This window comes from Pseudomonas sp. FG43, from assembly GCF_057809175.1.
In genome coordinates this window covers 1-22,130 of sequence record NZ_JBMDJL010000007.1, presented here as the reverse complement: position 1 = coordinate 22,130, position 22,130 = coordinate 1, and the positions used below count along the sequence as shown (strand labels likewise).

The window sequence follows — 22,130 nt, the reverse complement described above, 5'->3', positions numbered from 1 at the left end:
CCATGTTCTCGATAACAGGCGGTACGCAAGACGCCCCGACACTGATGCATGTGAAGGGCGACCTGACCATCTATGAAGTCAGACAGGCGCGTGAGTTGCTCATCCCCTTGATGTCCACCCAGGCCCATTCATGGCAAATGGACCTCAGCGGCATCGATGAACTCGACAGCGCTGGCGCCCAACTGTTGCTGGCATTGCAGCGCGAGCTGTCATTGACCGGGACACCAGCCACCGTCAGTGCAGCCTCGCCCAGCGTGATTGAAATGGCCGAGCTGCTGGCTCTGGATGTTCTCCAACCTGTGGCCAAGGCCGAGGATTGACCGATGCTCAGTGGCGAACAGTGGAATCAATTACTCCAGGGCTTTCTGGATGAAGGCCGTGACCTGCTCAAGGATGCCGAAGACAGCCTGCTGCGTCTTGAAACCTCGCCTGACGATCACGACGCCGTCAATGGCCTTTTCCGGGCTGTACACACCCTCAAAGGGTCAGCCGGCATTTTTTCGCTGACGCCGCTGGTCACCCTCACCCATCACCTGGAAAGTCTGTTGATGTCGGTACGCGACGGCCAGCGAGTGCTGACCTCGGACCTGACTTCGCTAATGCTCAAATGCATGGATGAACTGAGCACGATGCTCGAAAGCGTAGACCCCGACAACGGCCTGATGGAAGCCAACGAAAGCCGCCAGGCCCCACTGCTCGCGGCATTGGCCAAGGCTCAGGGACATGATGCCGTCGAGACCAAAGATACCGCGTCGAGCAGCAGTGAAACGGCCGTGAGTGCCGACGAACGCGACTGGCAGGTTTGCATCGCGTTTGCCAAGGAACTGTTCCAGAACGGTTTTGACCCTGCGGCCTTCGTGCGTTACCTCAAGAAGCTCGGCACCATCACGCACTTGCAGACGCTGACGCCCTCCTTGCCCGAGCTGGGGAAACTCGACCCTGAAGACTGCTACCTGGAGCTGAAACTGACCCTGCGCAGCAGCGCTCAGGCCAGCGAGATCGAAGACGTTTTCGAGTTCATTCAGGATTTCTGCACACTGCATATCGAGCAACTGACTCCTGAACCCGATGCTGGCCAAACCGTTATCGAGCATTACCCAGTCGTCGAACAGGCTCCGGTCATGCAAGCGCAGGCCGTGGCTCAGGTCCCCGTAGCCGCGCCTGAAAGACCCTCCGCGGCCCCCAACCGTGACCGTCGGCCCGTGGAAACCACGCTGGTCAAGGTCGCAGCAAACAAGCTTGATGAGCTGATCAATCTGGTCGGCGAGCTGGTCATCAGTACAGCCGGCGCGCAAATGCAGGCCCGTCTCAGTGGCCACAACGCCTGTATCGAAAGCACTCAGGCGGTGCTCCAGCATGTTGAGCAGATCCGCGAAAGCGCGTTGAAGCTGCGCATGGTCGAAGTGGGTGAAACCTTCAACCGCTTCCACCGCGTAGTGCGTGACGTCAGCCAGGAACTGGACAAGAAGATCCAGTTGACCATTCGCGGGGGCGAAACCGAGCTGGACAAGTCGGTGATCGACAAGGTGGCCGACCCGTTGACGCATCTGGTGCGCAACGCCATCGACCACGGCATCGAGTCCGCGGCCGACCGCCTGGCCGTCGGCAAACCCGCCGAGGGCAATCTGAGCCTCAATGCCTATCACGACTCAGGGATGATCGTGCTGGAAATCAGCGATGACGGGCGCGGCCTGAACACCGCACGCATTCTGGAAAAAGCCATCGCCAAAGGCATGGTCGAACCTGACGCACAACTGAGCGACAGCGATATTCACTTGCTGATTTTCGAGGCCGGGTTCTCCACCGCCGAGCAGGTTTCCAACCTGTCGGGACGCGGTGTGGGAATGGATGTCGTGCGTAGCGCCATCGATCAACTGCGCGGCCTGATCGAGATCGATTCGGTTGCCGGTGAAGGCTGCACATTCCGCATTCGCCTGCCACTGACCCTGGCCATCATCGACGGTTTTCTGGTCAGCGTAGGCCAGGACAGTTTCGTCATTCCGCTGGACATGGTCACCGAATGCATGGAGGCCAGCGAGCCACCTCTGGAAAACGGCTATGGCTATCTGAACCTGCGTGGCAGACCCCTGCCCTGCATCGCACTGGACAGCCATTTCGGTATCAAGGCAGAGCCTTCGCGCCGCCGCAATATTGTCGTGGTCAGCCAGGGACGCCAGCAGGCCGGGCTGATCGTCGATCAGTTGCATGGCGAATTGCAAACCGTCATCAAGCCTCTGGGCAAGATGTTCCAGCACCTTCGCGGTATCAGCGGCTCCACCATTCTGGGCTCCGGTCAGGTCGCACTGATTCTGGATATACCCAGCCTGTTTCGCCATTTACAAGCCCTGGTCGAAAGCGCCAACCAGACCAGTGTCGCCAGCACCAACTAACTTTTTCAGCCTTCAGGAGATGTAAACATGCAGTTCATCCGAAATATGAAGATAGGGGTCAGGCTGACACTCGGTTTTCTGATCGTCGTGGCCTTGACCGCGACCATTGGCTTGCTTGGCATCCGCAACCTGGACGAGGTGAACCGGCTTTCGGATCGAATGTACGACATCGACGTCGAGGGCATGAGCCAGTTGCAGGAAGCCAATATCCAGCTGATCACCGCAGGTCGCGCCATGCGCCAGAGCCTGCTCTCCACCACTCAGGAAGAGCGGGAAAGTGCGGCCAACCTGACTCGCAGCACACTGGAAACCACTCGCGCTCTGATCGTCAAATCCCGCGAGAGCTTCATCACCAAAGAAGGCCAGGCCAGAGTCGATGGCTTGCTGGCACCACTGACCGAATACGAAAACGTAGCCAAGCAACTCTTGCTCGCCCATCAACAAAGCGGCCAGCTCCAGGAAGCCAGCGAGGTAACCAATCTGTTGCCAAAGGCCATATCGACGTCCGAGATAGTCGACCGCATGCTGGGTGAAGTGGTCGATTACAAGAAAGAACGGGCCGGACAGTCGAATCAGGAAATCACCACGATCTCCGAAAGCTCCCGCGTGCAAATGATTGTGCTGGTGGCCGTCGCCACTCTGCTGGGCATGCTGATCGGCGTACTGGTCACACGCAGCATCACCAAACCGCTCAATGGCGCGGTGGAAGCCGCCAACCGCATGGCGGCCGGCGACCTGAGCAAGGATCTTGAAGTCAACAGCAAGGACGAAACCGGTCAGTTGCTGGCTTCCATGCAGAACATGGCCCTGCGTCTGCGCAGCATTCTGGGCGATGTACGCAGTGCCGCAGACTCGCTGTCTTCAGCCTCGGAGCAGGTCAGTTCGACCTCGCAATCCCTGAGCCAGGCGGCCAACGAACAGGCCGCCAGCGTCGAACAGACCAGCGCTTCGGTCGAACAGATGTCCGCTTCCATTGCCCAGAACACCGAAAGCGCCAAGATCACTGACGGCATCGCAGGCAAGGCTGCCAATGACGCCGTTCAAGGCGGTGGCGCAGTAGGAGACACGGTTCTGGCCATGAAGCAGATTGCCGACAAGATCAGCATCATCGACGACATCGCTTACCAGACCAACCTGTTGGCCCTGAACGCCGCAATCGAAGCCGCACGAGCGGGCGATCACGGTAAAGGCTTCGCAGTGGTCGCCGCCGAAGTACGCAAGCTGGCCGAACGCAGCCAGGTGGCGGCCCAGGAAATCGGTCAGGTCGCCTCCAGCAGCGTACAACTGGCCGAGCAGGCTGGACGCTTGCTCAACGAGATCGTGCCCAATATCCAGAAGACCTCCGACCTGGTGCAGGAAATCACTGCGGCGTCCCAGGAACAGAGCGGCGCGGCCGGGCAGATCAATATCGCCATGGGCCAGATGAACCAGATCACCCAGCAGAACGCTTCGGCCTCCGAAGAGCTGGCGGCCACGGCAGAAGAAATGAATGCCCAGGCCGGCCAGTTGCAGGAACTGATCGGCTTCTTCCGCTTTGAAGCACAGTCTTCATCCAGACCTCAGCCACGAGCCTCGGACAACTACAGCAGCACGCCGCCGCCATGGTCCAGAGGCAAGTCGCAGGTCGATGAAGGCCAGTTCGTCAGTTTCAATTAAGGGGGACGTGACCTATGAGCCTTCCGCAAACTGTAGAGCTGTTATCCGACGCCGACACGATGAGCATCCAGCATCTGTCGTTTCGGGTACGCGATGCCGCGTATGCGTTACCCATCGATCTGGTGCGAGAGATCATCGAGTACGACGAAGTCACTTCCGTACCGATGATGCCGGCCTTTATCCATGGCGTGATCAACCTGCGCGGTAACGTGGTGCCGGTGCTCGATCTGGCGGCGCGCTTCGGCTTCGAGCTGACGCAGCCCGGCAAGCGCACCTGCATCGTGATCATCGAACTGACGCTGGAAGACCTCTACCAGCGCATCGGTCTGGTGGTGGACGCCGTGGACGCCGTGCTCGATATCGATCCGCAACAGGTGGTGCCCGCCCCACCTTTCGGGGCCGGTATCCGCACAGACTTCATCGCCGGCATGGCTCGTCGCGACCAGACTTTCACCATCATTCTGAACATTGCACAAGTGTTGTCACTGGACGACATTCGCCAGCTCAGTCTTGCTGTGCTCAAGGGAACCTGAGATGTCAGAAGCACTGAAGATGCCGACACTCGGTGATACCGAGTTCCTCCATCTGCAAAAACTCATGGCCGATGCTTCAGGCATCCAGCTGGCGCAGAACAAGCGCCCGCTGGTTGCCGGTCGCCTGATGAAACGCCTTCGTTATTACCGGCTCGACAGTTACACCGAATACCTGCACATGCTCGAACAGCCCATGTACAAGCAGGAACGCCGTCTGGTGGTGGATCTGCTTACAACCAACGAAACGTACTTCTTCCGCGAACATCCGCACTTCGAGTTTCTCGGCCAGTGGCTGGCCAGACGTCGGGGTTCACTGCGGATCTGGAGTGCCGCCTGTTCATCGGGTGAAGAACCCTACAGCCTTGCGATGGTGCTCAGCGAACACGCCACCACACAGGACTGGTCCATCATGGCCAGCGACCTGAGCCTGAGCATGCTGCACAAGGCCCACGAAGGCATCTATGACATCGCCCAGGCCAAGTACTTTCCCCAGGGCTGGATGCAGCGCTACTGCCTGAGCGGCGTAGGCGACATGAGCGGACGCTTCCGGGTGCAGGCGGCCCTGCGCGACCGGGTCACGCTGCGCGAGGTGAATATCGTCCAGCCGCTGGCAGAAGACGTGGGCATGTTCGATGTGATCTTTCTGCGCAACGTATTGATCTACTTCGACAACGAAGAAAAGAAACGTATTGTGCAGCGCCTTGTCTGTCAGTTGCGTCCCGGCGGCCTGCTATTCATAGGCCACGCCGAAAGCATTCATGGTTTTGAGCTACCCGTACGACTGGTACGGCCCTCGGTGTACGAATGTCTGTGAATCAACCCATTTTCCTGCGCCCCGGCGATTACTTCTTTGGGCGCCACGACGGTCCTGTCACGACCCTGCTGGGCAGTTGCGTATCGATCATTCTCTGGCATCCACGCTGGCGCTTGCTGGGCGTATCCCATTACGTCCTGCCCCGTGACCCGACGGCCAGCTACAACAAGGCACCGCTCAACGATCAGGACACGCGCTACGGCGATGCCGTGTTCCAGCGCATGCACGCCGACATGGTGCGTCACGGCACCAACCCGAGCGAGTACCGCAAAGGGATTTTCGGCGGTGGCTGCCTGTCGCGTTTCGAGGGTAACTCGCTGCGCAAGATCGGCCACACCAACAGCGACTTCGCCCGCAAACAGTTCAGCCTGCGCAACTGGGCGGTGGACTTGCACGACCTCAATGGCGAGCACTACCGCCGCCTTCAGATAGATGGCCTGAGTGGCAGGATCGACTGTCAGCGCAATGAAGTCACGCCGCCCGTCATGCCGAACTCAAGGACAGGTGGGCATATTCTGTGATCCGCGTATTCATCGTTGACGACTCGGCCCTGGTTCGCCAGGTGCTTACCAATTGCCTGGCAAACCATCCCGGCATCGAAGTGATCGGCCAGGCCAGTGACCCGCTTTACGCCATCGACAAGATGCGCCGCGACTGGCCTGACGTGGTGATTCTGGATGTCGAAATGCCGCGCATGGATGGTCTTACCTTTCTGCGTCAGATCATGAGCGAACGCCCTACTCCGACCCTGATCTGTTCGACGCTGACCGAGGAAGGTGCCAGCGTTTCCGTCGAGGCACTGGCAGCCGGTGCAGTGGGGGTTTTCACCAAGGCCCGGCTGGGTCTGAAACAAAGCCTGGAGCAACTGTCGGGGGATCTGATCCGCAAGATCGAAGAGGCCGCCCGCACACGCCCAGGCGCTTTCCGGCCACCTGCCCGCGCGCAGGTCCAGGAAGCACCGCCCGCAGTAAATCCATTGTTCAGGACCACCGACCGGGTGGTCGCACTGGGCTGCTCGACCGGAGGCACCCAGGCACTGGAATTCATTCTTCGCCAACTGCCACGTGACTGCCCGGGCATTGTGATCGTTCAACACATGCCGGAAAAATTCACGGCAGATTTCGCAAGACGTCTCGATAGTCTCTGCCAGATAGAAGTACGTGAAGCCAGGCATCTGGATCGCGTTCACAGCGGTCTGGCACTGATCGCTCCCGGTGGTCTGCACATGCAGCTCAAACGCAACGGGGCACACTATCAAGTCGAGGTTCTCGATGGCCCACCGGTCAACCGGCACAAGCCATCGGTAGACGTGCTGTTTCGCTCTATGGCCAGACATGCAGGCGCCAATACGCTGGGCGTGATCATGACCGGCATGGGAGACGACGGAGCGCGCGGCCTGCTGGCCATGCGCGAAAGCGGAGCCCACACCGTCGCCCAGGATGAGGCCAGTTGCGTTGTGTTCGGCATGCCCAAGGAAGCGATTCGCATGGGCGCGGCACAAGCGATAGAACCGCTGTCCAGAGTACCGATACTGATCCAACAGTTTGGTGACAGCGCACGGCATGGCTAACGGAATGCCATCGCCGATATTCGGGATAGGGACGTCCTCCCCGTGGGCGTCTTGCAAATGGATGCAGCTAGCCATCAGCGGGCTATCATCAACCCCCACGGGAGAATAGTAATCGTAGCTGTCACTCGTTGGCCGCTATTCACTTCCCATGCGACACAGGCCGTACATATGCCTTGCCGAATTCTGCTCGCCGATGACTACCCGTTGTTTCGGGCTGGTATACGAGCACTACTGGAAAAACAACACGAATACGAAATCGTCGGGGAGGCTGGCGATGGGGATAGCATCGTCCAGCTTGCTTGCCTGTTGTCGCCGGACATCATCCTGCTCGACATGTCCATGGAGCGATCATGCAGCGTCCATACACTGGAGGAGTTGTCAGTCCATGCGCCCTGCAGCAAGGTGCTCATGCTATCGACACATACCGACTCAAGCTTCGTCATGAAATGCCTGCAACTGGGTGCCCAGGGCTATCTGCTCAAGAGCGCCAGCTTTCTGGAGCTGGAACTGGCCTTACAGGCGTTGCAGCATGGCGATCAATATCTGTCTTCGGAAGTCGTGCCGCTGGTGGTCAGCCAGGCCGTCAAGAAAAGCCTTACGCAGCCTTCGGGCAGCAGATCCGGAAACTTTTCACTGACTGAACGCCAACTGGAAATCCTGCGCCTGATCGCCCGTGGCGAATCGACTCGTTCCATCGCACTGGGCCTGGGCCTGAGCGTCAAGACAGTCGAGGCCCATCGCTCTCAGGTCATGCATCGTCTGGGGATTCACGATATCGCCAGCCTGGTGTTGTTTGCCGTGCGTGAGGGGATCATTCAGGTCAACGATTAGCCTCACGTCAGCAGTGGCGGCTCAAAGGCCGTCACTTGCGGCAACGCCTGATCCCACCTGACGACCTCCACCGACGCGGTTTGTGCCGAGCAACCCTGAGACAAGCGTGAAGCCCCCACATCGAGGGTAATCACGTTCGGGTTGCCATGTTTCTCAAGGCTGCCCTTCTGGCCATGGACCAGTGGATCGAACCAGGCTCCGGTGGCGATCTGCACGACGCCGGGGCGAATGTCATCCGAGACAATCACCCCGGCCAGAAAAGCCCCTCGCTCGTTGAAAACCTTGACCACATCGCCATCGACAATGCCTCGGGCCTGCGCGTCGATGCGATTGAGGGTCAAGGGCTCACGCTCGTGGATCTTTGAAGCGCGGCTATAGGCACCGTGGTCGTACTGACTGTGCAAACGGGTTCGCGGCTGGTTGGAGAGCAGGTGCAAGGGAAACGTGGCCGCTGGCTTGTCCAGCCAGACCGGATGCCCCGGACAGTCCGCGTAACCGAACCCGGCAATGCGCTCGGAGAAGATTTCGATACGCCCTGAAGGCGTGGGCAAAGGGTTGGCCTGCGGGTCGTCGCGGAAGGGCTTGAGCAGGATCATGTCGGTTTCGGGGTACTGCACCTCGAACAGGCCCTCGCGCCAGAACCGATCATAGTCCGGCAACTGCACGCCGAAGGTTTCGGCCCGCTCGCGAGACTGTTCATAGATATAACGCAGCCAGGCAGACGCATCACGCCCCTCAGTGAAGGTATCGGCAAAGCCCAGACGCTGTGCCAGGTCGGCGAAGATCGAATAGTCGTCGCGGGCGTCACCCACTGGCTCGATGGCTTGCTGCATGGCGATCATGAAACGGTCGGAAGCCGAACTGCCGATGTCATTGCGCTCCAGCGCCGTAGTCGCAGGCAGGACGATATCGGCGTACCTGGCCTGGGCGGTCCAGTACTGCTCGTGAACAATGATGGTTTCCGGGCGCTGCCAGGCATCCAGCAGACGGTTGAGGTCCTGGTGATGATGAAAGATATTGCCGCCGGCCCAGTACACCAGCCGAATGTCGGGATAGTGCCGTTGCTGGCCGTTGTAATCGAAAGGCGCACCGGGATTGAGCAGCATGTCGGCGACACGTGCCACCGGGATGAAATCCTTGACCGGGTTGCTGCCCTGCTCGAAACGCGGCCCGGAAAATGCCTTGCGGCCGCTGCCCGTATTGTTCATGCAGCCATAACCCAGCCCAAAACCGCCACCCGGCAAACCGATCTGTCCCAGCAGTGCGGCCAGGGTCACGGTCATCCAGAACGGTTGTTCGCCATGGATCGAACGCTGCAAGGAATAGGCGACATTGATCATGGTCCGCTTGCTGGCCATGCGTTGTGCCAGCTCGATGAGCTGGCGGGCCGGGATTCCAGTCAGTTGCTCGGCCCATTGCGGGTCCTTTGGCTGTCCGTCGACATGGCCCAGCAGATAGTCACGAAAGCGCTCATAGCCGACGGTATAACGCTGCACAAAGGCTTCATCATGCAGCCCTTGGGTGATCAGGATCCAGGACAACGCCATCATCAACGCCGTATCGCTGCCGGGACGAATCGCCAGCCATTCATTCCTTTCAGGGCCGACCAAGTCATCGCGCAACGGGCTGACATTGACGAACTCCACACCCGCTTTCGACATCGACTGCAAAGCATCACTCAGCAAGTGATCGCTGGCGCCACCGGGGCTTGTCTGGGCGTTCTTGGCAGGCAGGCCACCGAAGGCCACGAACAACTCGCAGTGCTCGGCCAGGTTTTTCCAGGAGGTGTGCGCCGCCAGCAGCCAGTCCATATTACCGACGATATGCGGCATCAACACTCGTCCTGCACCAAGGCTGTAACTGTCGGTGCTGAATACATAACCGCCCAGGCAGTTGAGGAAGCGATGCAACTGACTCTGGGCATGATGAAAACGCCCCGCGCTGCCCCAGCCGTAACTGCCACCGAAGATTGCCTGATTGCCATGCTCGCCCCTGATGCGCTTCAGCTCTCGGGCGACCAGATCCAGTGCAACGTCCCAGGACACTTCAACAAAAGGCTCCTGCCCTCGCAGGTCGGGCCGACCGCCTTGCTCGTGAAGAAAACTGCGGCGCACGGCGGGACGCTTGATACGGGTCGGCGATGCGATGGCACCTGCTACCGAATCCCCTATGGGCGAAGGGTTCTTGTCCCACTCTGCGGGCACCAGCGCCTCAAGCTTTCCGTCCACAACCTGTGGACGGTAGACGCCCCAGTGCAATGAAGTGAAAGTCATGGTGAAGGGCTCCTGAGGGGGGGTGGGGTTTTGGCGTGGAGCTTTCGCGAATGAATTCGCTCCTTGGGTGTGGGAGCGAATTCATTCGCGAAAAGAAGCAGATGAATCAACGTGAAACCTGCTCCTGCAATTTAAGCGCCGAATTGAACGACTCATCGAACACGCTGGCCGCAGGATAGCTTTTGGTCAGCCCGGCACTGTTGAAAAAATCGATGGTCTGCTGCGCGCCAGCCACCACTTCGGGTGTAATCGGCACCACAACTATCTGTGAACGGGAGAACCAGCGCCGGGCCACCTCCGCATCGGCCCGGGTCAGGCTCGACCAGGCGTTGGCATAGGTTTCGCTGTTCTTCGGATCACGCACCGACCAGTCGCGGGCCGCTTGCAGACGCTGAAGGAAATCGTTGATCTGGGCGCGCTTGTTCTTGATGGCCTTGTCGTTGGCAACAATGAAACTCTGCGCGGGTATCAGCCCCTTGGCCGTGATGATGACCCTGGCACCCTGACGTTCCTGCTGGGTGACATAGGGCTCCCAGGTCGCGATGGCATCCACCGAACCGCCGTCCAGGGCATGGGAGGAGTCCAGCGCACTGAGGTAACGATACTCCACGGCATCACGGGGCACGCCCGCCTTGTCCAGCGCAGTAAGCATCAATTGCTGGCTGAACGAGCCTTTCCAGATCGCCACTTTCTTGCCCGCCAGATCCGCAACGCTCTTGATGGAGGAGTCCTTGCGCACCACGATGGCCACGCCATCCAGATTCTGCCGCGAAACACCGATGACCTTGATCGGCGCGCCCAGAGCGCCCATGAACAAGGCGGGCGAATCGCCCAGCAAACCGACATCCAGGCTGCCGACGTTCAGGGCTTCGGCCACGGGCGAACCAGCGGTGAATTGCTTCCACTCCAGCTCATAAGGCAGATCATCGAGTACACCCGCGGCCTCCATCACGGTACGGGCGCTGTAACTCTGGTCGCCGACCACCAGATCGGCGGCATGGACGGCAGTCAAGGAAGCCGCAAGCGTCATGAACAGACCGGACAGAACGCTTTTCTTCCATCGGGCGAGGGTGTTGTCGGGCACGTGCAATCTCCACTGGATCAGAATGAAGCCTGGGTCCGCATGCACGGTCACCGACTTTTTGATAACGATTTCAACGTTTGAAAGGTATTTTTAGAACCTTATCACTCTGAAAATCATTATCTAAATTCATTTTCGATCTAGCCTAATATGCAAACGACTCAGTTACCGCCCTCTCGGTTCAAAGCATGTCATTGAGTTCCAGCCGTTCGCGCAGGAACTCGATCAGGGCCTGAACCGGCCTTGAAGCCTGACGATGCTGCGGATAAACCGCCGACAGCGTCAGAGGCTCGGGACGCAGATCGTCCAGCACCCTGACCAGACTTCCGCTGCTCAGCGCGGCCCCCACAATGAAGGTCGGCAAGTAGGTGATGCCCAACCCGGCAATCGCTGCATCGCGCAGCAACTCGCCGTTATTGGTGCGCATGCGCCCGCTGACATTCAGGCTCACGGGTTTGCCACTGCTCTGGAAACGCCACTGCACCTGACGGTTATGGCCGTAGGGCAAACAATCATGGGCATGCAGGTCTTCCGGTCTTTCCGGGCGACCCCGCTCGGCCAGGTAAACAGGGCTTGCGCAGTAAACCCTGTCGATCGTGGCGATACGCCGGGCAATCAGGCTGGAGTCTTCCAGCACGCCAATGCGCAGCACCAGGTCATAGCCCTCGCTGAGCAGATCCACCGGGCGATCACTCAGGTCTACTTCCACCGCCACATCCCGATAGCGCTGCAAGAACAACGGCAGCAGGCAACCCAGATGCGCCACGGCAAACGACAGTGGCGCACTCAGACGCAAGGTGCCACGCGGTTCGCTGTTCTGCCCAGAAATACCCTGCTCGACCTGTTCCACTTCACTCAGCAGGCGCAAGGCTGACTCGTAATAACTCTGCCCCAGCGGGGTGACATCCAGACGCCGGGTCGAGCGATTGAGCAAGCGCACGCCCAGCCGCTCCTCCAGTTGCATCAAGCGACGACTGACGAACTGTTTGGACAGGCCCAGTTTGTCGGAGGCCGCCGTGAAGCTGCCCGACTCCATGACCTGGCAAAAAATACGCATATCTTCAAAGGGGTTCATTGTCACAACCTGGTTGACAGTTAAACGCTTTATAGCCGCTTTTTCGCCTTTCGGCACCCTATTAATCTGTGTCCATGGTGCAGCCGAGGCCCGAAGCCAGGACTGCCCTCACCCGCTAACCACTTTCGTTTTCTCAAAAGGACTGACCCCATGAACACTCTGCAAAAAGCCCTGACCACCACCCTGCTCGCCCTGTCCGTCAACAACGCCTTTGCCGCTGGCAGCCCAGGCGTAGAGCACAACACTCAGGCCTTTCTCGAAGCACTGGCCGCTGGCGGTGGCAAGCCACTTGAGCAACTGAGCCCCAAGGACGCCCGTGCAGTGCTGACCGGCGCGCAGGCCTCGGTCCAGGTGGATCTGTCGGGCGTGGAGGTCAGCGAGCGTTCCATTGATGCCAACGGTCAGAAGATCACCCTCAAGATCGTCCGCCCTGCCAAGCTCAAGGGTGACCTGCCGGTGTTCATGTTCTTCCACGGCGGCGGCTGGGTGTTGGGCGACTTCCCGACTCACCAGCGACTGATCCGCGATCTGGTGGTGGGCTCCGGTGCGGTAGCCGTGTATGTGGATTACACGCCGTCACCTGAGGCGCAATACCCGACGGCAATCAACCAGGCCTATGCCGCAACCCGCTGGGTGGCCGAGCATGGCAAGCAGATCGGTGTCGATGGCAGCCGTCTGGCGGTGGCGGGCAATAGTGTCGGCGGCAACATGGCAGCCGTCGTTGCGCTGATGGCCAAGGAACAGCAAACCCCGGCGCTGCGCTTCCAGTTGCTGCTGTGGCCGGTGACCGATGCAAACTTCGATAACGGCTCCTACCAGCAATTTGCCGAAGGTCATTTCCTGACCAAAGGCATGATGAAGTGGTTCTGGGACAACTACACCACCGATGCCAGCCAGCGTGCCCGGATCCATGCCTCGCCCCTGCAAGCCAGCAGCGAACAATTGCGTGGCCTGCCTGCGGCACTGGTGCAGACCGCCGAGTTCGACGTGCTGCGTGACGAAGGCGAAGCCTATGCCCGCAAGCTGGATGCGGCAGGCGTGCCGGTTACGGCAGTGCGCTACAACGGGATGATTCATGACTTCGGCCTGCTCAACCCGCTGAACCAGGTGCCTGAAGTCCGCGCCGCGATGCGCCAGGCAGCTAACGAGCTGAAGGCCCACCTCGGCAACTGATCAGCCACCCGCCACAACCTGCCCGACCGGGCAGGTTCCAGCCTGTCATGCCCGGAGTCGCATCATGTCTTTTCTGCTGAGCCATCCCCTGCTGTGGAGTGCCCTGTTGCTGCTGGCCGATGTGTCGATCTGGCATCTGTCGCCCATCCAGCTACGAGTGATTCGGGTCGGCATTCGCCTGGGTCTGTTCCTGGCCTTCAGTACGCTCATCATCAATGCCGGTATCAGCCCGTTGCTGGCCCCGTCCTGGCCGGATGACAGCGTGCTGCAACTGGGTGCCACGGCACTGGCCATTCTCTGGTGGGTGTATGCCGCCCGTGTCTTGACCGTGCTGATCGGCCTGGCCTTGATGCACCGCATCGGTCATAGCGGACGCCTTCTTCAGGACGTGATAGGCGCGCTGGTGTTTCTGATTGCAGTGGTTGCGGCGGCCGGTTATGTGCTGGAACTCCCCGTCAAAGGGCTTCTGGCAACCTCGGGCGCCGTGGCAATCATTGTCGGTCTGGCACTGCAAAGCACCTTGAGCGATGTGTTTTCCGGGATCGTGCTCAACACCACCAAACCCTATCAGGTCGATGACTGGGTCGCGATCGACGGTATCGAAGGCAAGGTGACCGATATCGACTGGCGCGCCACACACCTGCTGACCGGCGCCGGCAGCACTGCCGTCGTGCCCAACTCCGTAGCGGCCAAGGCCAAGATCGTCAACCTGAGCAGGCCGACTCACATGCACGGTGTCTCGATCAGCATTCAGGTCCCCAACCATATCCGCCCACGCCGTGTGCTTGACGCACTGGATCGCACCTTGCAGGGCAGCAGCAGCCTGTTGCTTTCGCCAGCCCCGAAAGCTGTGCTCAAGGAAGCCGGCGAAAACATGTCCGAGTATGTGGCCAGCGGCTTTATCGCGGACCTGGGCAAGAAAGGCGAAGTGCGCAATCAACTCTTCGACCTTGCGCATCGCCACCTGGAAGCCGCAGGCATCGCTCGCCAGCCAGACGGCAGCAGCGAACCGACTTCCCGTGCCCGGACCCTGCTCGAAGAGGTGAAAGTCTTCCGTTCCTTGAGTGGATCGGAGCGGGACCGACTGGCACAGAACATGACGGCGCAGCAGTACTCGGCCGGTCAGGTGGTGCTGGATCTCAATGAGGTTGCCGATTGCCTGTTCGTCATCGCCACGGGAGTGGTCAGTGCCTCGGTCCCCGACGGCAACGAACGGATCGAAGCAGGCCGCATGGGGCCGAGCGAAGTCATGGGCGAGCAAAGCATTCTCGCCGATACGCCTTCCGAAGCCTGCTTCACGGCCATGACCTCCAGCATCATTTATCGCATCGACAAGAACGTCGCACGGGCCTGCATGGAGCAATCCGGCCAGGTCAATAACGCGCTGCACAAATTGCAGGCGGTCCGGCAGAAGAACAGCCATTCGGCGCTGCTGGCAAGGCCGGCCCAGATCAAGAAAGGCGGCTTTCTCGGCTGGCTGAAAACTCGCTGAGAAAACACTGAAAACCGCAGGCCAGAGCACTGCGAAAAAGCAAATGGCGACTGATCGTCGCCTGCGAAATTAACAACGATTAACTCGTCAGCCCTGTTCCTGCACTCAAGAATGGCGCTCTCTGCGCAGACTTTTGCCCATCGAAAGGTGCTGACAACACAGCCAACCCATCCGCACCCTACCGCGATAATGGACATTGCCATGACCCACGCTCCGCAATACCCCTGCCCGACATGCAAACGCATGGAAGGCATCGAGAAGCAGACAGCAGTCAGCGGTGGCCTTACTCCCTGGCGCGAGCGCCTGGCCAAACAGTTGATCCTTGAGAGGCTGGGCGAAAATATCGAAGTCGCCGAACTGGCTCGCGCCTGTGCCTTGTCCAGGAGCTACTTCTCCCGGGCATTCAAATGCAGCACCGGCCTGTCCCCTCAGGGATGGATCCGCTGCCAGCGCATCGCCCGCGCCAAATGCCTGATCCAGCACACTGAAATGACCCTGACGCAGATAAGCCAGGAGTGCGGATTCTGTGACCAGTCGCACTTCTCGCATATATTTTCCCGCGCCGAGGGCATCAATCCCTTTACATGGCGTGGCCATGCGCTAAAGAAAACACATCACACCGAGCATTTTGTCGCATCTGAATTCTGAAATAAGAGCTAGATTGAAAGTCGCATCACGAGCAAGCTCGGGGGCGCATTTATCTGCCCGAAAAACAGCAGCCGGAGGCGACATAACAGGAATGAACCCTTGACCCTTCTCACCGAACTGGCTGTGCATTTCGGCCCTTATCGGATCTACCCTCAACAACGTCTGGTGCTGGACGCCGACCGTCCCGTGCGGCTGGGTAGCCGCGCCATGGATATTCTGTTGATCCTGATCGAGAACGCCGGGGATATGGTCAGCAAGCAACAGCTCATGGCTCATGTCTGGCCAAGAAGCGTTGTTGAGGACGGCAACCTGCGCGTACACATGGCTGCCTTGCGCAAAGCGCTGGGCGATGGTCAGTCCGGGCAGCGCTATATTGTTACAGTTGCGCAACGTGGTTACAGCTTTGTCGCTCCCATCACCCTGCAACGGGTCGAACACAGGCCAAACGCCAATATGAATACCTCGACCAGCCATAATCTGCCCACTCGTCAATCGCGTATTCTGGGACGTGATGCATTGGTCAACAGGCTGGCGAGCCAACTGCAACAACACCGTTTCATTTCACTGACCGGCCCCGGTGGCATCGGCAAGACCACGGTCGCATTGCGGGTCGCGGAACAATTGATAGGCCATTACCGCGATGGCATTCGCCTGATGGATCTGGCCCCCATTACCGACCCGGCAATGATCACGACTCATCTGGCCATGCTGCTCGATATCGCAGCGCACGATGACGAGCCGATGAACCGTATCGGCGCGTTCCTGCGAGACCGACAGATGCTGCTGGTGATCGACAATTGCGAACATATGGTCGATGCCATTGCCTTGCTGAGCGAAGGCATTCTGCGCAATGCGCCCGATGTGCATATTCTGATCACCAGCCGCGAGAGCCTGCAGATCGATGGCGAGTTCGTGGAGCGCCTGGAGCCTCTGGACTGCCCGCCCGCTGCGGGAAAAAGCCTTGCCGAAGCCATGAGTTTTGCTGCCCTGCAATTGTTCGTCGAGCGCGCGACGGCTAACCAGGAACACTTTGAACTGACTGAAGCCAACCTGCAGCTGGCCATTGAAATATGCCAGCGGCTCGATGGCATTCCGTTGGCTATCGAGCTGGCAGCCGCTCAGGTGGGCAACCTGGGCTTCAGTAATCTGCTTGAACATCTGCAAGCCAGCTTCCTCCTGCATGGCCAAAACCATCAGGGTGCATTGGCTCGCCATCAGACCTTGCGCGCCACACTGGACTGGAGCTTCCAGATGTTGAGCACCAGCGAGCAGATCTGCCTGCAACGCCTGAGCCTGTTCAAGGGCCGCTTCAGCCTGGAGTCAGCCATGGCAGTGGTGACCGATCCAGAGATTACAGCGCCTGAAGTCTTTGCCACCCTGCCCCAACTGGTCACCAAGTCCTTGCTCAATGTCGAGTTCGTGGACGAAGACGTGCTCTATTACCTGCTCGACACCACTCGCAGTTATGCCCTGGAGAAACTGCGCCACAGCGAACAACTGCCGGCCATACGCGAACGCCATGCCCAACGCTGCCTGGCCATCATGCAGCAGGCTCATAGTGACTGGGAGCAAATCCCCACTCATAAATGGATCGAGCGCTATATCCACAGCCTGGAAGACATCAGGGCTGCGCTGGATTGGGGGCTCGATAACTGGCATGCGCAGAAGCTGGTCATCGAACTGATCGCATACTGCACACCGCTCTGGCAGGAGCTTTCGCTGCTCAAGGAACATGGCTTTTATGTACGCAAGGCTTTGAAGCTGCTGGAAGCAGATCCATTTCCATCACCGAAACTGCTGATCTCTCTCAAGCTGGCACTGGGGAGCGTTTCCTATCACACGCACAGCAACATATCCGAAACGATGGATGCCTTCGTGACAGCCCAGGCACTGGCCGAACAGACTCATGATGTGGCAGGTCAGTTGCGGGCAATCTCCGGGCAAATGACCGTCAATCTGTGTCAGGGTCAGTACAAGGAAGCCCTTGAAAAAAACCGGCAGTTCAATCGACTGGGCATGCGCACCGACCTCATCACCTGCCTGAGCACCCATCGTTTACGGGTATTGGCGCTGCATTTTTCAGGCGATCAGACTCTGGCGCGACAGAATGCCGACCGGGTCATTCAGCGCCTGGCACAAAGCGGGCATCTCAATCGATTCACCTATGGTTTCGGCGTGCAGTACGACCAGAGCGTTGCGGCCCTGACCATACAGGCGCGTATTCTCTGGCTGCAAGGTCGCCCCGAACTGGCCTGGCAGACAGCCCGGCAGGCGCTGGAGATTGCCTTGCAGATCAACCACGGAACCTCGATCTGCCACACCCTCTCCCTCGCCGGTTGCGCCATCGCGCTCTACAACGGCAATACCGAGACAGCCAGCGAATTATTGAAACTGCTGCGCGAACAGTCACAACGGCACTCGGCGCTGCTGTTCTATGACTGGGGGCAACACTATGCGCAGTTGATGGCATCTCCCGACACCGATATCAACTTTGCGGACAGTGACGGGATTATCAGGGACATCATGCTCACCCTGCGCCAGGGGCAGATCGATGATGCCTTGTTCGAGCGGGCGCAAAGCGGAGCTGCCGGCTGGTGTACATCGGAAATCCTGCGGGCCAGGGCCGACAGCCTGCCGCCTCAAGAGGCAGACGAGGCCGAAGCCATACTGCATAAAGCGTTGAAGGTGGCGAAAAAACAGGGAGCACTCGCCTGGGAACTGCGCAGCGCAACATCACTGGCGCGGCTCAAGCAGCGTCAGGGACATGAACGGCAGGCGTACGACGTGCTGGAGGCTGTCCATGCGCGGTTCACCGAAGGTTTTGCAACACCGGACCTGATCGCTGCCCGGCGACTACTCGACCAGTTGCAGTGACGGAGTGTACGTCTCACAGACACGCCCATGAGCGAGATGTCTCGCAAAACGTGCTTCATATACTCGCCCATGACCGCTGTGTTGCAGTTTTTCCAGAGCATAGAAGCGAGTGGTATGCAGGAAGCCATACCGTAACGTGCCGGTGTTTTGGGTTACCGACAGCAGCGATTTGTCTACCAATTGCTCCACAGCCTTGCACACGCAATCGGCACTCAACGAGGTACAGGCGATCACCTCAATGGCGGCCGCCAGCGTGAATGCCGATGTAAAGACCGCAAGGCGCTGAAACACGACTTGCTCATGAAGACTCAGGCGCTCGAAACTCCAGTCCAGCGAGGCCTTGAAGGTCTGATGCCGGGTGACGGCGGTGCGTCGGCCAAAGGTCAGCAACTGAAAGAAATTGTCCAGTTGCGCCTGCAAACCCGATAGCCCGAAGACGTCGACTCGCGCAGCCGCCAGTTCGATTGCCAAGGGAATGCCATCGAGCCGTCGACAGATATCGCCCACCACCGCGACATCCTGCTCGCGCAAGACAAAACCTTGCTGACACGCCTGGGCTCGACGAACAAATAGCTGAATGGCGGAATAGGCCATGGCGTCATGTGTACCGGCTGGCGCAAGGGCCAGCCCAGGCAAGCGCAACACTGACTCGCCTTCGGCATGCAGCGGTTGGCGACTGGTCACCAGAATCGACAGATGGGTACAGGCCGGCAACAAGGACTCGGCCCAACGCCGGCCGCTTTCGGGCTGATGTTCACAACCATCGAATATCAGCAACGCACGACGTCCGGCCAAGGTATCGACCAGACCATCCAGAGACAACTGCCGGGCAAGCCCCAGCGCCGTCACCAATTGATCGGCCACCTGCTGCGGGCCATCCAGCGCAGAAAAATCGATCATCCAGACACCGTCCGGATAATGCCTGAGGAGTGATTCGGCGACCCGGCAGGCCACGGTTGTCTTGCCGATACCTCCAGGCCCGACCAGCGTCATGAAACGCCGGCCTGGCAACTGACGCACGATCTTGCCCACGACCTCGTCACGGCCAATGACCGGCGTCAGACGTGCTGGCAGATTATGCCGTGACGCAGGGGGCTCGCTGCATGGTTCGACATGCTGAACGCTGGCCACGAAGCAATAACCTCGCTGGGGAACCGTCTGGATATAGAGCTGACCGTTACGCCCATCCCCCAAGGCACGCCGAAGGGCTGCAACCTGTACACGCAGGTTGATGTCTTCGACGATAGAATTGGGCCAGACCTGAGCCATCAGGCTCTTTTGGCTGACGATGCTACCCGCGTGTGCGATCAGCACCTGAAGAATATCGAGCGCCCTGCCCCCCACACGCAACGCCGTATCGCCCTTCATCACAAGGCGTTGACGAACATGAAACACATAGGGACCGAAGCCCAGCACCGAATCGTTGTGAATGTTCTTGAGGCTGTCCATATCCATTCATGCGCCGATAAACCCGGCTCCCCGGACCACCGCACGACCTTTGTAAAGGATTGGCGTTTATCTTGGCAGGCAGGAGCGCCGGGACAACCGGCACGGGAGACGTGATACGGTCATTGCGGTGCGCAATACGGACAATAGGGAGTGGAATCAGCCGTTGAAGCGCTCGTTGCGCTCATGGAGGGGACCGGGGCTATGCAGCCCCGCACAAATCCTAGCTGAATTGCTCACGATACTGGGCTGGCGTCAGCCCGATCCTGCCGCTGAATAAAAACCGCATGTGTCGCACGCTGCCGAAGCCGCTTTTATACGCCACGGTCTTGAGCGGCAGGTCCGTGGTTTCCAGCAGGTTCCTCGCGTGATCGATACGGGCGCTTTGCAGGAAGTCCATGGGCGTCATCCCGACTTCACGAGCAAAGGTGCGGGCAAAGTGTCGGGCACTCATGTTGGCCAATCCTGCCATGCGCTCGATGCTGAAGGCCTCGTCCAGATGTTCCAGCACATAGTTCTGCACACGAGTGATGGCGGTTTCCTGAAGAGCGACGGCAGTCATCAAGGGGCTGAACTGTGCCTGGCCGCCTTGGCGCTTCATTAATACCAGCAGCACTTTGGACACATCCTGAGCGACCTTCTTGCCATGGTCCTGAGCCACAACCGCGAGAGCGAGGTCGATACCGGCAGTGACGCCACCCGACGTCATGAGGTTGCGGTCCCGGATGTAGATCTGATCGGTTTCCACCTGCGCCTTGGGGAAACGCTTGATGAGCCGGTCCGTGTAATGCCAGTGGGTAGTGACGCGATGCCCGTCGAGCAGCCCGGCATCTCCCAGAATGAAGGCCCCGGTACAGATGGAGCCATAGCAAGAAGACCGGGGCGCAACCTCATTCAACCAGTTCAATAAAGGCTGGTGCCTTTCGTTGTAAGCACCCGGCCCTCCGGGTATCAACAGAAGGTCGTAATCCTCAATGGCCTGATCCATATGCCGGTCGGCCACGATGTTTACGCCGCTGGACGCACGAAGAGCGCCCTGCTCGGTCCCTATGGTCGATATCTGATAGTGCTTATCGGGATGCAGGTAGCGATTGGCAATGGAAAAAACCTCGATAGGCCCAGCCATGTCGAGCAAGAGAAAGTCCGGGAATAGAACCATCGCCACAGTTTTCATAAGTTGTGCATCACTTGAATAAGGTGGGAAGACAGACTGCGCATTATGACGAAGATGAGCCAGCTCTGCTGCACGCCCTTGACTGTCAACCAGAGCAGGACAGTCATTCGTTTTTCAGCTACTTATTACGCACCTCGATAACCAGTAACCTCTATCTCACTTGGTCGATACCTGAATGTGCAGCGTCGACATCTGGATGGAGAAAGAATCATGCTGACTCTTCGCAAAGCTTCCGAACGTGGCGCAGCCAACCATGGCTGGCTGAAATCGTTTCATACCTTCTCGTTTGCCAACTACTACAACCCGCTGGAACAAGGGTTTTCCGATCTGTTGGTGATCAACGATGACCGTGTTGCAGCAGGCAAAGGCTTCGGCCAACACCCCCACCGCGACATGGAGATTTTCTCCTATGTGCTCGAAGGTGCTCTGGAACACAAGGACACACTGGGAACCGGTTCGGTCATCCGCCCTGGCGATGTGCAATTGATGAGTGCTGGCAGTGGCGTCGCTCACAGCGAGTTCAACCACTCCAAAAGCGAACAGGTTCATTTCCTGCAGATCTGGATTGTGCCGAATGTGGCGGGTGCTGAACCGAACTATCAGCAAGAGCATTTCAGCCCTGAACAGAAACGCGGCCGCTTGCAGTTGATCATTTCCCCCGAAGGAAACGACGGCTCGTTGAAAGTTCGTCAGGATGCCCGGGTTTATGCCGGTCTGTTCGATGGAGATGAAACGGCCAGCCTCAAACTTGCAGCCGACCGTCATGCCTACGTGCATATAGCCCGCGGCAGTGTTGTGCTCAATGGCGAACGGCTTGGAGAAGGAGATGGTGTGCGTCTGCGCAACGAACAACTGATTCAGTTGAGTGAAGGCGTCGATGCCGAAGTACTGGTCTTCGATTTGCGCCCGAACGAGCGGCCACAGATGCCTTGAAGGCTTTCTTATATATAGAAGGAAAAAACGTGCCCCCTGATGACTGGGGGGCACACAAAGGGAAAAGGCAAAAACAAAAACGCCGCTCAATGAGCGGCGTTTTCGTAGAATATGGAGCGGGAAACGAGACTCGAACTCGCGACCCCGACCTTGGCAAGGTCGTGCTC

The 22,130-nt window shown here is 58.8% G+C and carries 18 protein-coding genes; 13 read left to right on the top strand and 5 right to left on the bottom strand.

Annotated features, from left to right (window positions below; all coding sequences use genetic code 11):
- Nucleotides 1–2: 2 nt before the first annotated feature.
- The 8 genes from ACODS3_RS10335 to ACODS3_RS10300 all read left to right on the top strand — a co-directional run bounded on the left by ACODS3_RS10335 (nt 3) and on the right by ACODS3_RS10300 (nt 7,794).
- Nucleotides 3–320 carry an STAS domain-containing protein gene (locus ACODS3_RS10335; RefSeq protein WP_201019361.1) on the top strand — a complete coding sequence of 106 codons (318 nt, stop codon included), beginning with the start codon at nt 3–5 and terminating at the stop codon, nt 318–320.
- Between the two features lie 3 nt (nt 321–323).
- Nucleotides 324–2,390, top strand: a complete 2,067-nt coding sequence (locus tag ACODS3_RS10330) for a chemotaxis protein CheA (RefSeq protein WP_201019362.1) — start codon at nt 324–326, stop codon at nt 2,388–2,390.
- Nucleotides 2,391–2,417: 27 nt separating this feature from the next.
- Complete coding sequence (locus tag ACODS3_RS10325) at nt 2,418–4,046, top strand: methyl-accepting chemotaxis protein (protein WP_201019363.1); 1,629 nt, start codon at nt 2,418–2,420, stop codon at nt 4,044–4,046.
- A 14-nt stretch (nt 4,047–4,060) separates the two neighbouring features.
- Nucleotides 4,061–4,579 (top strand): chemotaxis protein CheW, encoded by a 519-nt coding sequence (locus ACODS3_RS10320; RefSeq protein WP_201019364.1) that lies wholly within the window; start codon nt 4,061–4,063, stop codon nt 4,577–4,579.
- Between the two features lies 1 nt (nt 4,580).
- A complete protein-coding gene (locus ACODS3_RS10315; RefSeq protein ID WP_200999888.1) occupies nt 4,581–5,393 on the top strand; it encodes a CheR family methyltransferase in 813 nt (270 codons plus the stop codon).
- Nucleotides 5,384–5,914, top strand: a complete 531-nt coding sequence (locus ACODS3_RS10310; protein ID WP_236250234.1) for a chemotaxis protein CheD — start codon at nt 5,384–5,386, stop codon at nt 5,912–5,914. The genes ACODS3_RS10315 and ACODS3_RS10310 overlap by 10 nt, the downstream gene beginning before the upstream one ends.
- Nucleotides 5,911–6,963, top strand: coding sequence for a protein-glutamate methylesterase/protein-glutamine glutaminase (locus tag ACODS3_RS10305; RefSeq protein WP_304574438.1), 1,053 nt, complete (start codon nt 5,911–5,913; stop codon nt 6,961–6,963). The genes ACODS3_RS10310 and ACODS3_RS10305 overlap by 4 nt, the downstream gene beginning before the upstream one ends.
- A gap of 168 nt (nt 6,964–7,131) precedes the next feature.
- Nucleotides 7,132–7,794 carry a response regulator gene (locus tag ACODS3_RS10300; RefSeq protein WP_200999891.1) on the top strand — a complete coding sequence of 221 codons (663 nt, stop codon included), beginning with the start codon at nt 7,132–7,134 and terminating at the stop codon, nt 7,792–7,794.
- A gap of 2 nt (nt 7,795–7,796) precedes the next feature.
- On the opposite strand, the gene ACODS3_RS10295 is transcribed toward ACODS3_RS10300, so the two are convergent.
- From ACODS3_RS10295 to ACODS3_RS10285, 3 genes are all read right to left on the bottom strand, one after another.
- Nucleotides 7,797–10,067 carry a molybdopterin guanine dinucleotide-containing S/N-oxide reductase gene (locus tag ACODS3_RS10295; RefSeq protein WP_489034115.1) on the bottom strand — a complete coding sequence of 757 codons (2,271 nt, stop codon included), beginning with the start codon at nt 10,065–10,067 and terminating at the stop codon, nt 7,797–7,799.
- Nucleotides 10,068–10,173: 106 nt separating this feature from the next.
- Nucleotides 10,174–11,097, bottom strand: coding sequence for an ABC transporter substrate-binding protein (locus ACODS3_RS10290; protein WP_489034308.1), 924 nt, complete (start codon nt 11,095–11,097; stop codon nt 10,174–10,176).
- Between the two features lie 232 nt (nt 11,098–11,329).
- Nucleotides 11,330–12,223 (bottom strand): LysR family transcriptional regulator, encoded by an 894-nt coding sequence (locus ACODS3_RS10285; RefSeq protein WP_200999893.1) that lies wholly within the window; start codon nt 12,221–12,223, stop codon nt 11,330–11,332.
- A 150-nt stretch (nt 12,224–12,373) separates the two neighbouring features.
- Between ACODS3_RS10285 and ACODS3_RS10280 the strand changes: the two genes are divergently transcribed.
- The 4 genes from ACODS3_RS10280 (at nt 12,374) to ACODS3_RS10265 (ending at nt 18,410) form a co-directional block, all read left to right on the top strand.
- Nucleotides 12,374–13,396, top strand: a complete 1,023-nt coding sequence (locus ACODS3_RS10280; RefSeq protein ID WP_489034113.1) for an alpha/beta hydrolase — start codon at nt 12,374–12,376, stop codon at nt 13,394–13,396.
- A 64-nt stretch (nt 13,397–13,460) separates the two neighbouring features.
- Nucleotides 13,461–14,888 carry a mechanosensitive ion channel domain-containing protein gene (locus ACODS3_RS10275; protein ID WP_489034111.1) on the top strand — a complete coding sequence of 476 codons (1,428 nt, stop codon included), beginning with the start codon at nt 13,461–13,463 and terminating at the stop codon, nt 14,886–14,888.
- Between the two features lie 243 nt (nt 14,889–15,131).
- Entirely contained in the window at nt 15,132–15,536 is a 405-nt protein-coding gene (locus ACODS3_RS10270; protein ID WP_201000267.1) for a helix-turn-helix transcriptional regulator, read from the top strand.
- A 99-nt stretch (nt 15,537–15,635) separates the two neighbouring features.
- Nucleotides 15,636–18,410, top strand: a complete 2,775-nt coding sequence (locus tag ACODS3_RS10265; RefSeq protein WP_489034109.1) for an ATP-binding protein — start codon at nt 15,636–15,638, stop codon at nt 18,408–18,410.
- On the opposite strand, the gene ACODS3_RS10260 is transcribed toward ACODS3_RS10265, so the two are convergent.
- Nucleotides 18,390–19,859, bottom strand: coding sequence for an ATP-binding protein (locus ACODS3_RS10260; protein ID WP_489034107.1), 1,470 nt, complete (start codon nt 19,857–19,859; stop codon nt 18,390–18,392). The genes ACODS3_RS10265 and ACODS3_RS10260 overlap by 21 nt on opposite strands.
- A 220-nt stretch (nt 19,860–20,079) precedes the next feature.
- Nucleotides 20,080–21,030, bottom strand: coding sequence for a GlxA family transcriptional regulator (locus ACODS3_RS10255; protein WP_489034105.1), 951 nt, complete (start codon nt 21,028–21,030; stop codon nt 20,080–20,082).
- Nucleotides 21,031–21,240: 210 nt separating this feature from the next.
- On the opposite strand from ACODS3_RS10255, the gene ACODS3_RS10250 reads away from it, so the two are divergent.
- Nucleotides 21,241–21,963 (top strand): pirin family protein, encoded by a 723-nt coding sequence (locus ACODS3_RS10250; RefSeq protein WP_489034103.1) that lies wholly within the window; start codon nt 21,241–21,243, stop codon nt 21,961–21,963.
- The last annotated feature ends 167 nt before the right edge of the window (nt 21,964–22,130 follow it).